General features: G+C 66.6%; 12 protein-coding genes. 4 read left to right on the forward strand and 8 right to left on the reverse strand.

The genetic code is table 11. The features are described 5' to 3' along the window. Positions 1 to 39: 39 nt before the first annotated feature. Positions 40 to 708, reverse strand: coding sequence for an RNA polymerase factor sigma-70 (locus VL15_RS05380; protein WP_048243762.1), 669 nt, complete (start codon positions 706 to 708; stop codon positions 40 to 42). Positions 709 to 1,033: 325 nt separating this feature from the next. Here VL15_RS05380 and VL15_RS05385 point away from each other — a divergent pair, with 325 nt between their 5' ends. Both VL15_RS05385 and VL15_RS42610 read left to right on the forward strand, forming a co-directional pair. Continuing rightward, positions 1,034 to 1,276: a hypothetical protein gene (locus VL15_RS05385; protein ID WP_048243763.1), complete on the forward strand. Its 243-nt coding sequence runs from the start codon at positions 1,034 to 1,036 to the stop codon at positions 1,274 to 1,276. 48 nt (positions 1,277 to 1,324) lie between these two features. Further along, the gene (locus VL15_RS42610) at positions 1,325 to 1,462 is read left to right on the forward strand and encodes an HHHH-motif protein (protein WP_196319544.1); all 138 of its coding nucleotides are present in this window, start codon (positions 1,325 to 1,327) and stop codon (positions 1,460 to 1,462) included. Positions 1,463 to 1,552: 90 nt separating this feature from the next. On the opposite strand, the gene VL15_RS05390 is transcribed toward VL15_RS42610, so the two are convergent. The 7 genes from VL15_RS05390 to VL15_RS05420 all read right to left on the reverse strand — a co-directional run bounded on the left by VL15_RS05390 (position 1,553) and on the right by VL15_RS05420 (position 13,082). After that, positions 1,553 to 2,575 carry a fimbrial protein gene (locus VL15_RS05390; RefSeq protein WP_048243765.1) on the reverse strand — a complete coding sequence of 341 codons (1,023 nt, stop codon included), beginning with the start codon at positions 2,573 to 2,575 and terminating at the stop codon, positions 1,553 to 1,555. Continuing rightward, positions 2,572 to 3,318 carry a molecular chaperone gene (locus VL15_RS05395; protein WP_048243767.1) on the reverse strand — a complete coding sequence of 249 codons (747 nt, stop codon included), beginning with the start codon at positions 3,316 to 3,318 and terminating at the stop codon, positions 2,572 to 2,574. The genes VL15_RS05390 and VL15_RS05395 overlap by 4 nt, the downstream gene beginning before the upstream one ends. 16 nt (positions 3,319 to 3,334) lie before the next feature. Further along, a complete protein-coding gene (locus tag VL15_RS05400) occupies positions 3,335 to 5,788 on the reverse strand; it encodes a fimbria/pilus outer membrane usher protein (RefSeq protein WP_048243768.1) in 2,454 nt (817 codons plus the stop codon). 119 nt (positions 5,789 to 5,907) lie between these two features. Further along, on the reverse strand, positions 5,908 to 6,420 hold the full coding sequence (locus VL15_RS05405) for a fimbrial protein (RefSeq protein ID WP_034186931.1): 513 nt from the start codon (positions 6,418 to 6,420) through the stop codon (positions 5,908 to 5,910). Positions 6,421 to 7,265: 845 nt separating this feature from the next. Beyond that, positions 7,266 to 8,726, reverse strand: coding sequence for an efflux transporter outer membrane subunit (locus VL15_RS05410; RefSeq protein WP_048244356.1), 1,461 nt, complete (start codon positions 8,724 to 8,726; stop codon positions 7,266 to 7,268). Then, positions 8,726 to 11,863 (reverse strand): multidrug efflux RND transporter permease subunit, encoded by a 3,138-nt coding sequence (locus tag VL15_RS05415; RefSeq protein WP_048243770.1) that lies wholly within the window; start codon positions 11,861 to 11,863, stop codon positions 8,726 to 8,728. The genes VL15_RS05410 and VL15_RS05415 overlap by 1 nt, the downstream gene beginning before the upstream one ends. A 19-nt stretch (positions 11,864 to 11,882) precedes the next feature. After that, positions 11,883 to 13,082 carry a MexX/AxyX family multidrug efflux RND transporter periplasmic adaptor subunit gene (locus VL15_RS05420; RefSeq protein ID WP_048243772.1) on the reverse strand — a complete coding sequence of 400 codons (1,200 nt, stop codon included), beginning with the start codon at positions 13,080 to 13,082 and terminating at the stop codon, positions 11,883 to 11,885. A gap of 149 nt (positions 13,083 to 13,231) precedes the next feature. Here VL15_RS05420 and VL15_RS05425 point away from each other — a divergent pair, with 149 nt between their 5' ends. After that, positions 13,232 to 13,879 carry a TetR family transcriptional regulator gene (locus VL15_RS05425; RefSeq protein WP_048243774.1) on the forward strand — a complete coding sequence of 216 codons (648 nt, stop codon included), beginning with the start codon at positions 13,232 to 13,234 and terminating at the stop codon, positions 13,877 to 13,879. A gap of 338 nt (positions 13,880 to 14,217) precedes the next feature. Next, positions 14,218 to 15,483, forward strand: coding sequence for a M23 family metallopeptidase (locus VL15_RS05430; RefSeq protein WP_048243775.1), 1,266 nt, complete (start codon positions 14,218 to 14,220; stop codon positions 15,481 to 15,483). Positions 15,484 to 15,591: the final 108 nt, after the last annotated feature.

Genomic DNA, 15,591 nt, shown 5'->3' on the forward strand with positions numbered 1-15,591 from the left:
GCCGCCTCTGTCTGATAGACGATTGGCCGGCGCGTTTTTTTACCGCCGCCGCGCGCGGCCGCCGAGGAACACCGGGCACGCGACGCCGCGATGGCACGCGTCGAGGCATTCCGCGCAATGGCGCTCCGCGTCGCGCACCATGAAATGCACGAGCGTCTGCGACACGTTCAGCGCGCGCGCCGCGGTCTGCAGCGTTTCCTCGCGCAGCCGCACCATCTCGAAGGCCGCACGGCTGCGTGCCGGCAGGTCGTCGAGCGCGGCCCATACGCGCCGCAGCGTATCGCGCGTCATCAGCGCGGCTTCCGGCGTCGGCTCGGACGACGGCACGTCGTAGCCGTCGTCCTCTTCCGTGTGATAGACGTTTTCGAGACTTTGCCGGCGGCACGCGTCGATCGACGCATTGCGCACCATCCGCGTCACATACGCGACCGGCTGGCGCACCGCGTCCTGGTTCGGGAATTCGACGAGCTTCACGAAAACATCGTGCACGACGTCCTCGGCACGGCTCGCGCAACCGACGAAGCCGCGCGCGACATTCACCAGCATCGCGCGATGCGAGATCAGCACGTCGAGCAACGCGCCCTGCACGCGGGGCTCCGCGGCACGGCGCACACGCTGCGCGGCGCGCGGCGGCAGGTCCGGATAACTGCCGAGGAACGGGTTCGCCGTTGCCGCCGCCGGTCGGTCGAGCACTTCCGCCATGGCCATCGATCTGCTCCGTCAAATTCCGAGATAGCGCAATTTAACGTAAACGCAAATCATTCTCAATCTGATTACCGAATGGCCCTTTCAGTTGTCAGGATTTGTCTGAACAATTGACGAAATCGCTGCGTGGGCGGATGGGACACCGTCCATTGGCCGCGGTGCGCGGTCATCGGCAATCCCGAACGGCGTGACCGGCTGGCGCGTCGCCGGCACGATCTTTCACGTGCCTGACGAAGCGCCTGCACCTGTCATGGGCGGTAGCAACTTCTTACCACGTGAAATTTTGGGGGCTCGTACGATCTAGCTGCTGATTCCAAGGGAGAAAACCATGAAATCCATCGTGTTATCCGCTGTCATGGTCGGCGCGCTATCGAGCGTGATGCTGACCGGATGCGTTGCCTACCCGGCCGGCCCGGCTCAAGTCACGATCGGCTGGCATGGCGATCGTTACTGGGACGGCAATCGCTACTGGGAGCGCCACGACTGGGAAGCGCAGCATCAGCGCGGGAATGACGATCGCCGGGACGACCATCGGGACGACCGGCGCGACGATCAACGCCCGCAGTGGTAATCCCCTTCCTGCTCCGGTGATCCGCACGTCAACGACAAGGACTTCAACATGAAAACGCTACTGAAAACGCTGACCATCGCGGCCTTGGCCGCGGCCGTGCTCGTGCCGGCCATCGCCGAAGCGCATCAGCACCGCGAGTGCCACTTCGATCATCACCATCACAAGGTGTGCCGCTGGGTGCGTTGAGCATCACGCAGCAGATGTGGAAAAGCGCCGGGATGCCGGCGCTTTTTTTCATTGTCGCGACTGACCGTACGGTGCCCGGCCCTGGTTCGCTCAATAGATGAACAGCCGGATCGTTGCGGTCGCATCGAATCGTCCGATCTTCGGCGGCCCGAACGACTTCAGCACGGCGTCCATCAATACGCTCTGGTTCATCACGTTGGACGGGAACTGAGCCAGATTGAACTGTTCGTTGAATGGAATCGCCTTGCCCTGGCTGTCCTCGATGCCGATACCGAAATTGCTGTCTTTCGCAGGCACCAGCAAGCCGTTCCGAACCGGATAGCTCGTTTCGAAGTACCCGTCGACGCGTACCGCGACATTGCATTTCTTGGTCAACGACAACGAGAACCGTTTGCGCGGCACTGCCGGCATGAAGCCGTTGCCGACCGCCTGCACCTGTCCGAAATTGACGATGCCCGGTTCGGGCGTGACCAGCACGTCGACGAAGCACGGCGTCGGCTTGAGGTTGCGCAGGCCGCTCAGGCGATACTGGAAGCTCGGGTTGTATGCGTTCAGACCGAACTCGCCATCGAACTGGAACACCGTGTAGATATCGCTCGGCGGCTGAACCCAGTTGCCCTTCTTGCGCACGACGACCTGATAGTCGATGCTGATTCGCGTCTGCTGGCAACGTCCGCGGTCGAAGTCATACTTGCTGCATGGCGGCACCGAATAGCCGGTGAACACCCCGCCGCCGCGGTTGCTGGTCTTGTCGAAATAGTCGATGCCCTTGTAGCGGATACCGATCTCGAGCCCCCATGACGCAGGGTTCGTGCGATTCGGATTCGCGTAGAAATAGATGTTGTCGACAACTTTCAGGCTGCCGTCGTCACCCAGATCCTTGTAGCAATACCCCGATGTCGTGCGCACCGGCGACACCCAGATCACGTATCCGTCCGGCGCGTCGGTCGGATACGACGCAACGCCGCCGATCGGCTCGGTCAATGACGTTGCACCGCTGTTGGTCAGGCACCGCAGCGCCCATGCGGGCTGCACGGCCGCGACCAGCAATACGAGCACGATCCAGCGCAACCAGGCCGCCGGCGATTCCCGATGCCGCATTCCCCCGCTCATTTCTTCACGCTCTTGCAAGCCCCCGCATCGCACGCATACTCGACCGCCACCTGGCCGCCGTAGTCGTCGATATGCGTGACGAACAGCGTCGACGGCGTCGCGGCCTTGAACGGCACGTCGGCCGTGCTCATCGGGCTCACCATCACCGGCTCGATCGGCACCGGCGTCTTCTGCGCGCCCGCGCTCACGTCGACCACCGTCACGTGGTACGGCGTCGGATTGTCGAACACCAGCTTGTGCGCGGCCGCGTCCACCCGCAGCGTCATCGGCAGCGTCCAGTCCTCGTCGCGCGCGGGCTGCACGGCCTTCGGCCGGTAGAACAGCTTCATCTGCGTATGCAGCGCGATCTGCAGCGTGTTCGGCGTATCGGTCTTCGGCGGCACTTCGCGGATGTTCAGGTAGAACACCGATTCGCGATCGGCCGGCAGCTCGGTGCCAGGCAGTTTCGCGATCCGCAGCACGTTGCGTTCGTTCGCCTCGACGCGCTGCAGCGGCGGCACGACCATCAGCGGCGACGTGATCTTGTTGCCCTTCGCGTCCTCGAGCCACGACTGCACGAGATACGGATACGTCGTGCTCTTGTTGGTGATCGTGACGATCGCGGCCTGTTCGCCTTCGTTGAAGATCACGCGCGTGCGATCGGGCACGATCGCCGCATGCGCGGCACCCGCGAGCAGCGCGCCGGCGGTCGCGAGCACGCATGACGCGCGCTGCAGGAAAGAAAGGGACAAAGAGTTTTTCATCGCAGGATCCGTGAAATCATCGTTCGACCCGCGCGGCCGCTGCGTGCGACTCGCCGGGCGTCTGGCACGTCACCGGAATCGGCGTGCCTTCGAGTTGAAGCTGGTTCGGCAGTGCGTCGACCGTGCAGAGCGTGCGTTCGCCTGCGCGCACCGCAAGCGTGGATTTCGGCTGAACCTGGGTCAGGAACGCGGCGCCGCCCTCGCCGACGATGCCGAGCTCCTTGCCGTTCGCCGCGTCCTGCACCGACGCACCGAACGGTAGCGGCTTGCCGGCCGGGTCGGTCAGCGTCAGGTACAGGTTGCTGCCGCGCGCGGCCGAGAACTTCACGAAGCCGATCGCGCCGTCGGTCAGCACCATGCGCTGGATCGGGTTCGTCACCTGCACTTCGAGCGGCAGCTTCTCGACGTTGACGGTCGCGTCGTACACGTTGTACGGCGAGATGCCGTCGAGCACCGCGTAGCCGCGCGAATTGGTATGCGTGAGCGAGCCGGACAGCGGCACGTCGGGCACGCCGTCGGTCGACACCAGCAGCCGCGTATCGCCCGCGTTGCCGTTCGCGTGCGCGGAAACACCGTACTGCGTCGCGACGAACGAGCCGTCGACTTCCAGCGACGCGGCCGCATACGCATTGGCGAGCGTCGATGCCTGTGCCGTGAGCTGGTACGCCGACGTACGCTGGCGGTAGCTCGCGTTCGCCGACGCGCGGCCGTCGGTCGCGCCCGCGTTGACCTGGTAGGTGCGGCCGTCCGGATCGTCGTAGATATAACCCGCGTTCACGCTCGTGCTGCCGCCGCCCGTCGTCAGGTTCGACGTGACGGTGTGGCGGCCGCCGATCGGCAGCGTCGCGGTGACCGAGAACTGGTTGCCGCTTCCGCCCGCGCTCTGCGTGCGAAATGCCGACATGCTGACGTTCACGTTGCGCAGCGCGCCGATCGAGAACGCGCGCGTCAGCGTGAGGCCGACACGTTGCTCGGACGAGCGCGCCCAGTAGGTCGTCTGGTCGTACGAGAAATAGGTCGACGTGTCGCCGAAGCGCTTCGACATCGTCGCCGAGTAGCGCTGCTTGCTGTTGGCCAGGCCGTACGCGGTCGGATCGCCCGAGAACTGCGCGAAGTTCGTGTAGTCGCGCTCGGAGAAGCGATAGCCGAAGAAGCGCACGTCGGCGTCGAGCCCGTCGAAGTGCTTCGAATAGTTGATGCGATACGAGTTGCCGTTGCGCGTCGCGCCGTTCCACCACAGGCGCGCCCGCGCATGCGTGACGTCGGTCGACACCGCGCCGAACGTGCCGAAATCGCGGCCGACGCCTAGCGCGAGCGACGTGTAGCCCGACGCGGCGATGAAGCCGCCATACACGGTGACGTCGAACGGCAGGCCGTACGCCATTTCGCCGAAGCCGAAGAACGGCGTGATGCCGGCGCCGCCGAACAGGCGCGGCTTGCCGACGGCGGCCTTGTAGCGAAATTGCCCGGTGCGCGCGAGGAACGGCACGGCGGCCGTCGTCACCTGGAAGCGCTGCACGCTGCCGTCCTCTTCCTCGACCGCGACGTCGAGCGTGCCCTGCACGCTCGTGTTGATGTTCTGCAGCGCGAAGGCGCCCGGCGACACGCGTGTCACGTACAGCACGCGGCCCGCCTGCGACACGGTCACGGTCGCGTTGGTGCGCGCGACACCCGCGATCAGCGGCGCATAACCGCGCAGCGAAGGCGGCAGCATACGGTCGTCGCTGCGGATCGACGCGCCCGTCAGCGCGAACGTGTCGAAAATGTCGGAGGTCAGGTAGTCGTCGCCGAACGTCACCGTCGACTGAATCGACGGCAGCGCGCGGAACGCGTAAAGCCGGCTGAAGCGGAACGTGCGATCCGCGTATGCCGTGTTGCCCACGTTCGATTGCGCCTGGTAGTCGCCGCGAAAGCGCCATGCATCCCAGTTCGCGCCAACCGTCCCGTAGGCCTGGATCGAATTCGTCTGTCCGCCGCCCGCACCGAAGTTGCGGTTCGTGTTCGCGATCACGCGATAGTCGAGCATCGCGCCCGGAATCCCTTCGGACCAGCGCTCCGGCGGCAGGTAGGTCGAATCGGTGAACTCGAGCGCGGCCTGCGGAATCGTGATCTTGAGCCGCCCGTCGCTCTTCAGGTAACGCACGGTCGCGCCCTCGATCGCGCCGAGATCGACGCAGCGTCCGCCCTGGAAGCGCGGCAGGTCCTTCGCGAGCGACGGCTTCAGCCCGAACTGCGCGACCAGCTCCGGTCGCAGGCACGGCTTGCCCGCCCCGGACGCGTCCACCGCGATGAACTCGATCGACTGCAGCCCGTAGAACAGGTCGTTGACCTGCACGTCGAGCATGTATTCGCCCGGCAGCGTGAAGTCGGCCTGCGAGAACTGCGACAGATCGACATTGTTCGTGCCGTCGATGTTCAGAAACGACGAATTGAATTCCGTCGCATGGCTCTGGCTGCCGACGACCAGCACGGAGACGCAAAGGAAGGAATGTCTGATTCGCACGCGGCGCTACCGGAAGTCCGAGAAGGAGAAAAACGGGAGGAATGTGAACGAGGAAGGGTGCGCGCACCCTTCCCCGGTACGGCGGCTTACTGGTAGCGGACCGTGAAGTTCGCGACGCCGTCGGCGGTACCCGGCGTGACGCCGGCTGCCGTCGCTTCGTACATGGCGGCGAAGCGGGCGATGTTCGTGCCGTTTTGCAGCACGGTCGGCGCCTTCTGCTCGGCGCCGTTGTCGAGGTATTCACCCGACGCGGCCTGCAGGCGGATGCCGACGTTGGTTGCCGAACCGATCGTGGCGAGCAGCTTCGGCTGACCCGCGCTCGACGTGCCCGTGAACGTGAAGTACGCGTTCTGCGCGATGCTCGTGTCGCAGTCGGTCAGCTTGATGTCGAAGTTGGTCGGCGTGGACTTGTCGCCAGCCTGCTTGAACACGTTGGTCGGCACCTTGCCGAGGTTCACGGTCTGGTTGACCGAGCCCGAATCGATGCCGCATGCGCCCGCGACGATCTCGCCCGTGAAGTTGATCGTGCCGGTGCCCGCTGCGAAGGCCGAGGTCGACAGGGCCGCGAGTGCGACAGCGGTCAGGATGGATTTTTTCATGACGTTTCCGGTAAGGAGTGCAAATGGATTGGACGACGTGGCGGACACAAACGGCAGCGTGTGGTTGGCTTCCGTCCGTCACGAGGCGGCATTATCGAGATAATCATGAAAGATTTCTGTAAATCATTGTCAAATGCCTCTGACAATGTCCAATTCACCCCCTGAAAATCACATTCCTTCCTGACAATTTTCAATCCCGTCTTTTTTATCCGCAGTCCTTTTTTATTTGACGGAACCAATTGAAGATTAAAGATATTTTCGGCCAGCAACGATCGACACCCCGCCCAGCCTTGCTGGTATTGGCTCGCCCAAGATCCATCCCGCAAAAGACAAAACATTGTCCAATGCCGCCATCGTTGCCAAACGACAACGCCAATCTCAATTCATTTTCAACAACCAGGAAATTAAAACGGAGCCTCAATCAACCCGAATTCAGCGCGCAAACGATTGCGACATAAATACAAACGTTTTACCGCGACACTTTGCCGCCCGCATTAATTCCAATTCATGGATTAATCGGAGCGTCAATTCCCGATCGGGAATCGAACGCATGCGCGGCCGCCGGAACGCAATTTGTCCGCAGATTGGATGAGGCAGGAAAGAAAGAGACGCGGCACACGTGTGCGCCGGGTCGGGTCGCGACATGATCGGTCGCGCGATGCGGAGCGGTCCGGACGACACACTTGCGTGCTGTCGCGGGACGTAAAACGTTTGGCAGGCTGGGGCCGACGGGGAAAGGTATCGCCGCTGGCGATCGGCGATTCAGCGGATAACGATCTCGATCGACACGGCGGCGGCACGTCGAGTCGTGCCGCCCGACGCGCTGCGGCGTCAGGCGAACGGGCTCACGCGGAAGCCGCGGCCTCCGCCGACGCCGGCGCCCAGCCGCCGCCGAGCGCGCGATACAGCGCGATCGCATTCGCGAGCCTGAGTTGCTTGAGCCGGATCAGCTCCTGCCCCGACTCGTACGTGCTGCGCTGCGCGTCGAGCAGTTCGAGATACGTCGCGACACCGCCCGCGTAGCGGCGCTCCGCCAGCTTCAGCCGCGCGCCGTCCGCCGTGTACACGTCCTGCTGCGCGGCCAGCTGGCGATCGATCCAGTCGCGCGCGGCAAACGCGTCGGCCACTTCGCGGAACGCGGTCTGCACGGTCTTCTCGTATTCGGCGACCGCGATGTGCTTGCGCGCGTTCGCGACGTCGAGGTTCGCGCGATTGCGTCCGCCCGCGAAGATCGGCAGCGTGATGCGCGGCGCGAACGTCCACACGCTCGTGCCGGCCGCGAACAGGCTCGAGAACGCGTCGCTGACCGAGCCGTAGTCGGTCGTCAGCGCGATGCGCGGGAAGAACGCCGCGCGTGCGGCGCCGATCTGCGCGTTCGCGGCCTTGAGCCTCGCCTCGGCCTGCCGGATGTCCGGCCGTCGTTCGAGCAGCGCGCTCGGTGCGCCCGGCGCCACGGGCGCGATCGACAACGTGTCGAGCGCGGTCGCGTCGCTGGGCACGTTGCGCGCGAAATCGCCCGCGAGCAACTGCAGCGCCCGCACGGCCTGCACATGCTCGCGCTGCAGCGCGGCCTGCGACGCGCGCGCGGATGCCACCAGCATCTCGGCCGAGCGCAGCTCGATCGCGTCGCTCGTGCCGGCTGCGTAGCGGCGCTGCGTGAGCGCGGCCATGCGTTCGCGCGCGTCGAGCGTGCGCTGCGCCAGCGCGAGCTGCTCGTGCAGCGAACGCTCCGATACGTACGCGCTCGCCACTTCGGCGATCACGCCGATGCGGACCGTGCGCTGCGCATCGGCCGTCGCGAAATAGTCGGCCAGCGCCGCGTCGGACAGGTTGCGCACGCGGCCGAACAGGTCGAGCTCGTACGCGCTGACGCCGACGCCCGCGCGATACAGCCCGCTGATCGCGCTTTCGCGCACGACCGGGTCGTACTGGCGCGCGCGGTCATAACCGAGATTCGCATCGACCGACGGCATCAGGTCCGCACGCTGCACGCCGTATTGCGCACGCGCCTCCTCGAGCCGACCGGCCGCGATCCGCAGGTCGCGGTTGTTCGCGAGCGCCGCGTCGATCCACGCCTGCAATGCCGGATCGGCAAAATACGCATGCCAGTCGTCGAGCAGCGCGGCATCGGCCGCGGTGCCCGGCGCCGCGGCCGATGCCAGGCTGCCGTCGGCCGGTGCATAAGTGGACGGCACGGGCGCCGCCGGACGCTCGTAACGCGGCGCGAGCGAGCAGCCGGCGAGCGCGAGCGCGGCGGCCAGTGCGAGCTGAGCGCGCAGCGCGGCGCGTGCATTCAGCGCAAACATCATTGCGATCCCTCCATCGTCGCCGGCTGCGCCCCGCCGCGCCGGCGCGGGCCGACGTCGAACAGGCGGCCGACGATCACGAAAAACAGCGGGACGAGGAACACCGCGAGCACGGTCGCCGTGATCACGCCGCCGAGCACGCCGGTGCCGATCGCCATCTGCGCGCCGGACGCGGCGCCCGACGCGAACGCGAGCGGCAGCACACCGACGCCGAACGCGAGCGACGTCATCACGATCGGCCGCAGCCGCAGGCGCGCGGCCTCGAGCGCCGCGTCGACGAGCGACATGCGCTGCGCGACCAGATCCTTCGCGACTTCGACGATCAGGATCGCGTTTTTCGCGGACAGCCCGATCGTCGCGATCAGCCCCACCTTGAAATAGATGTCGTTCGGCATCATCCGCAGCGTGACGCCGAGCACCGCGCCGATCACGCCGAGCGGGACGACCAGCATCACCGCGAACGGGATCGACCAGCTCTCGTACAGCGCCGCGAGCGCGAGAAACACCACGAGCACCGACAGCGCGAACAGCATCGGCGCCTGCGCGCCCGACAGCCGCTCCTCGAACGACTGCCCCGACCACGAGAAGCCGATGCCGGCCGGCAGCTTCGCGGCGATCCGCTCGATCGCGGTCATCGCCTCGCCGCTGCTGTGGCCTTCCGCGGCCGAGCCGTTGATCGTGAACGACGGATAGCCGTTGTAGCGCGTGAGCTGCGGCGGCCCGAGCGTCCAGTGCAGCGTCGTGAATGCCGCGAGTGGCACCATCTCGCCGCGCGCGTTGCGCACGCGCAGCTTCTTCACGTCGTCGGGATCGAGCCGGTGCAGCCCGTCGGCCTGCACGACCACGCGCCGCACTTGCGTGCCGTGCATGAAATCGCCGATATAGTCCGAGCCGAACATCACCGCGAGCGTCGTGTTGATCTCTTCCATCGACACGCCGAGCGCGGAGGCCTTCGCGCGATCGATGTCGAGCTTCAGCTGCGGCGCGTCCTGCGTGCCGGCGAACATCAGGTCGGTCAGCGCGCGGTCCTTGCCGCCCGCCGCGAGCAGTTGCTCGCGCGCGGCGCTGAAGGTCGCGTAGTCGAGCCCGCCGCGATTCTGCAGCCGGAAGTCGAAGCCGCTCGACGAGCCGAGATCGGGCAGCGCCGGCGAGTTCATCGCGAACACCGTCGTGTTCGGCGTGCCGCCGAAACGTTCGTTGATGCGTGCGACGATCGCCTGCACGTGATCGCGCTCGGCCTTGCGCTCCTTCCAGTTCTTCAGCGTGACGAAGATCATCCCGCCGTTCGGCCCTTCGCCGTACAGGTTGAAGCCGCCGAGCGCGAACGTATACGCGGCCGGCTCGTCGTTGCGGATATACGATTCGACCTCGCGCACGCTCTGCATCGTTTCCGCGAGCGGCGTGCCTTGCGGCCGGATCACCATCACCATGAAGTTGCCCTGGTCCTCGTCCGGCAGGAACGCGGTCGGCAGTTGCGTGAGCATCAATCCCGCGGCCGCGGTCAGCGCGCCGTATACGACGAGCCAGCGCACCGGCTTCTTCAGCATCGAACCGACGCGCGTCGCGTAGCGCTGCGTCGCACGCGCGACGAAACGGTTGAACCAGCCGAAGAAACCGCGCTTCTCGTGATGGTCGCCATTCACGGGCTTGAGCAGCGTCGCGCACAGCGCGGGCGTCAGCGACAGCGCGAGGAATGCCGAGAACCCGATCGACACCGCGAGCGACAGCGCGAACTGCCGGTAGATGTTGCCCACCGCGCCGCCGAAGAACGCCATCGGCACGAACACCGACGTCAGCACCACGGTGATCCCGATGATCGCGCCGCTGATCTGCGTCATCGCCTTGACGGTCGCGTCGTACGGGCCGAGCCCTTCCTCGACCATCAGCCGCTCGACGTTCTCGACCACGACGATCGCGTCGTCGACGAGGATGCCGATCGCGAGCACCATCCCGAACATCGTCAGCACGTTGATCGAGAAGCCGGCCGCGTACATCACGCCGAACGTGCCCGCGAGCGCGACCGGCACGACGAGCGTCGGGATCAGCGTCGCGCGCAGGTTCTGCATGAACAGGAACATCACGAGGAACACGAGCACGCCGGCCTCGATCAGCGTCGTGACGACCTTGTTCATCGACACGCGCACGAACGACGACGTCTCGTACGGGATCTGGTACTTCACGCCCGGCGGGAAGTACGCGGACAGCCCGTCCATCGCCGCGCGCACGCGCTTCTCGGTGGAGACCGCGTTCGAGCCCGGCGCGAGCTTGATGCCCATGCCGGTCGCGACCTTGCCGTTCACGTACGACGGATAGTTGTAGTCGTTGCCGCCGAACTCGATGCGCGCGACGTCGCGCAGATACAGCGCGGAGCCATCGGCCTGCGTGCGCAGCGCGATCGCGCCGTAATCGGCCGGCGTCTTCAGCGGCGCGTCGGCGAACACGGTCGCCGCGATCGGCGCGCTGTCCGGCACCGCGCTGCGGCCGATGTCGCCGATCGTCACGCGCGCGTTGTGCGCGCGCACGGCCGACGCGATGTCCGACGCGGTGAGGCCGTGCCCGGCCATCTTCACCGGGTCGGGCCAGATCCGCATCGCATATTCGGCGCCCCAGAACTGCACCCTGCCGACACCCTCGACGCGGCGCAGCGCCTGCACGACGTTCGCCGACGCATATTCGCCGAGCTGCACGTCGGTCATCCGCCCGTCGTCGGACGTCAGCGACACGACGAGCTGGATGTTGTCGGCGGCCTTCTCGACCTGGATGCCGTCGCGGCGCACCGGCTCGGGCAGCCGCGCCTCGACCGTCTTCAGCCGGTTCTGCACTTCGACGGCCGCGAGATCGGCGTTCACGCCCTGCTTGAACGTCAGGTACAGCGACGCCATCCCGGCGCTGCTCGTCGCCGACGTATACATCAGCCCCGGCGCGCCGTTCATTTCGCGCTCGATCAGCGCGGTCACCGATTCCTCGACGACCTGCGCGGACGCGCCCGGGTACGTCGCGTAGATGCTGACGACGGGCGGTGCGATGTCCGGGTACTGCGCAACGGGCAGCGCGCGGATCGCGAACGCGCCGCCCAGCATCATGAAGATTGCGATCACCCACGCGAAGACGGGGCGATCGATGAAGAAACGTGCCATGGTGGTTGGTTTGAACCGGTCAGGTTTGACGGGCGGCCGCCTGCGAAGCGGCCGCTGCCGGCGCCGCCTTCGACGGCGACGCCTTCTCGACGGGCTTGACGGCCGTATCGGGCGCGAACTGCGCGGCGTTGTCGACGATCACGCGCTCGCCGCCCGTCAGGCCGCGCGTGATGCGCCAGTCACGGCCGCTCATCTGGTCGGCTGCGACCTCGACGTCCTTGACCTTGCCGTTCGCGCCGACCACGCGCACCGACGTGCGGTTGGCCGTGCGCAGCAGCGCGTCGCGCGGCACGAGGATCGCCCGCTGGTCGACCGCCGTATCGAGCGCGATCCGCACATACGCGCCCGGCAACAGCTCGCGCTCCGGGTTCGGGAACAGCGCGCGCATCGCGACGGTGTCGGTGGTCGGATCGACCGCGAGATCGCTGAACAGCAGCTTGCCCTTCAGCGGATACGCGGTGCCGTCCGCGCGCAGCAGCGTCACCGCGATGTCGTGCTGCGCGATGCCCGTCGCGCGCCCGCTCTTCACCGCGCGGCGCAGCGCGTCGACGTCGGCGGCCGGCTGCGAGAAGTTCACGTAGATCGGATCGAGCTGCTCGACGGTCGTGAGCGGCGTCGCCTGGTCCTGGCCGACGAGCGCGCCTTCGGTCACGAGCGCGCGCCGTGCGCGGCCCGCGATCGGTGCGGTGACGGTCGCATAGTCGAGCTGCAGCTGCGCACGTGCGAGTTCGGCCTTCGCGGACGCGACCTCGGCCTTTGCCTGCGTGTCGCCCGCGATGGCCTCGGTATGGTCGCGCTCGCTCACCGCGCGATCGCGCACGAGATCGTCGTAACGGCGGCGCTTGTCGCTCGCCGCGAGCAAAGCGGCCTGCGCCTTCGCGAGCGCGCCCTGCGCGGCGTCGCGCGCGGCCTTCAGCGGCGCGGGATCGATGCGAAACAGCACCGCGCCCTGCTTCACTTCCTGGCCTTCCTCGTAGGTACGCGCGGTGACGATGCCCGCGACCCGCGCGCGCACTTCCGCCTGCCGGTATGCGTCGAGCCGGCCCGGCAATTCGACGGTCATCGGCACGGCCGTCGGGCGCACCGTCACGACGGTCGCCTGCTTCGCGGTCTCCGGCGCTGCGTCCTTGTCGCCCTTTCCGCATCCGGCCACGGCCAGCACGGCCGCCAGTGCGAACGGCGCCAGCCCGTGGCGCAACAGGGAGCGATTGTTATTCATAGTGACCTCGGATCGTTCGCCGCCGATACAATGCGGCGGCTCAGGGTGGCCGATTATAATCAGTCACGACTGATTAAATAAACGCTGTTTCAATCCGACCGCCACACTGTCTCAATAAAACGACAGCAAATTGAAAGGAAACTCACGACATGGCCCGCAAGACCCGGGAAGAATCGCTCGCCATCAAGCACCGGATCCTCGACGCCGCCGAGCTCGTGCTGCTCGAGAAAGGCGTCGCGCAGACCGCGATGGCGGACCTCGCCGAGGCCGCCGGGATGTCGCGGGGCGCCGTCTACGGCCACTACCGCAACAAGATGGAAGTGTGTCTCGCGATGTGCGACCGCGCGTTCGCGCGCACGTCGGAAGGTTTTGACGCGGGCGACGGCCTGCCGCCGCTCGCCACGCTGCGGCGCGCGGCGTCGCACTACCTGCAGGAGTGCGGCGAGCCGGGGCCGATGCAGCGCGTGCTCGTGATCCTCTATACGAAATGCGAGCAAAGCGAGGAAAACGGCGCGCTGCAGCGGCGCCGCATGCTGCTCGAACTGCAGATGCTGCGGATCACGAAGGCGCTGCTGCGCCGCGCGATCACGGCCGGCGAGCTCGCCGCCGATCTCGACGTGCACCTGGCCGCCGTCTATCTCGTGTCGCTGCTCGAAGGCGTGTTCGCGTCGATGATCTGGACCAACCGGCTGCGCGGCAACCTGTGGAACGACGCCGAGGCGATGCTCGACGCCGGTTTCGACACCGTCCGAACGTCCGCCGCGTTGCGCGGCCGCGCGCAAAAATTGCCGGACTGACGAAAATCGTCGTAACAAATGCTGATTTAATCCGACTTACCGCACTGCGAAACGAATGAGCTGACCCTCTTTAAAATTTTTAACGTTCCGCGGAACATCGGTAGACTGACGCTGTCATCTTTCTTTAGCGTCTTCGTGATAACCGGGTTCGACCCGGTATGCACGCCGCCGTTCGAAGCGGGCCCGCCCCGCGCGTTGGGTCGAACGGAAACGACACAGGCCCCTGGCGGGGCCTGTTTTGTTGCACGCCCGCCGCCCGCCCCGTCGCCCTTCGACGGTTGTGCCGCCGTCGGCCCCTGCCCACACCCCCTTGAACCGCTCTCCTGGATGTGGACACCTTGGTCAAGTCTGCCGCAACTCCTGATGCTTTCGCGCCCGGCCGCGCGCAGCGCGTCGTGCGCGCGCTCGTGCCGGCCGCCGTGCTCGGCGCCCTCGCCGCCCTCGGTCTCGCCGCCGCGCTGCCGGCCGTGTCGCAACTGCCGGGCGCCGTCGATACCGGCACGGCCGCGCTGCCGCAGCGCGTGCTGTCCGACACGCCGTTTCCCACCGCGCAGCATTTCGTGACGAGCGAGCTCGCCCGCACGATCGGCGAGCGCAATGAACACGTCGAACGCAACGACCGCAGCCTGCAGCCCGGCCTGTTCGCGCCGCTCAGCGCACACCGCAACGACATGCTCGGTTATGCGAGCCTGTTCCAGCTCGCACCGTCCGAGAGCCAGCACGGGATGCGCGCGGGCAATATCGAGCTCACGCTGTCCGATACGCTGAACCGTCTCGACGTGCCGCCCGAGGTGCGCATCCAGCTCGGCGATCTCGTTACCGGCAAGGTCGCGATGCGCGCGAGTGCGCAGCGCGGCGACTATTATCGCGTCGCGTTCGACACGAACGACGGCACGCCGCGCCTCACTGCGTTCGAACTGCGCGTCGCCGGCCGCACGTTCGGTGCGATCTGGTTCCGTGCGCCCGGTGCCGAACACGGCGCGTACTACGCGCTCGACGGCTCGCCGCTCGAAGCCGCCGCGTTCACGATGCCGGTCAAGTGGACGCGCATCAGCTCGTTCTTCGGCGAACGCATCCATCCGCTGTCGCAGGCGATGGCGTTCCATACGGGCGTCGATCTCGCCGCGCCGAGCGGCACGCCCGTCGACGCGGCGGCCGACGGCGTCGTGTCGTTCGCCGGTTTCGATCCGGGCGGCTACGGCCGCTACGTGATCGTCGATCACGCGGACGGCTACTCGACCTACTACGCACACCTGTCCGCGTTCGCGCGCGGCCTCAAGACGGGCGAAAGCGTGAAGCAGGGCCAGCGGCTCGGCTCGGTCGGGATGACGGGTGCCGCAACGGGCCCGCACCTGCATTTCGAGGTGCGCGTCGCGGACAATCCGGTCGACCCGCTCGTCACGCTCGCCAGTGCGCAGACGGCGCTGTCCGACATGCAGCTCACCGCGTTCCGCCAGGAAGCGGCGCAATGGCGCTTCCGCCTCGCGTCGATCGATACGACGCCGTTCGCGTTCGCGCAGAACGATGGCCCGCTGTGGGGCGATTTCGCGACCGACAAGTCGACGCTGCGCGCGGTCTTCAACACGCACTATTCGGCGTCGTGACACGCGTGCCGCCCGCCGTCGCGCCGGAAGCGGCGGCGCAGGCGGCCGGTCGTCTGCCCTTCTTGTCCGATCTGCACGCCGCACCCGACCTGCGCGGCGTGCGGTCCA

The sequence above is a fragment of the Burkholderia cepacia genome, assembly GCF_001039005.1.
GTDB classification, from domain to species: Bacteria; Pseudomonadota; Gammaproteobacteria; order Burkholderiales; family Burkholderiaceae; genus Burkholderia; species Burkholderia theae.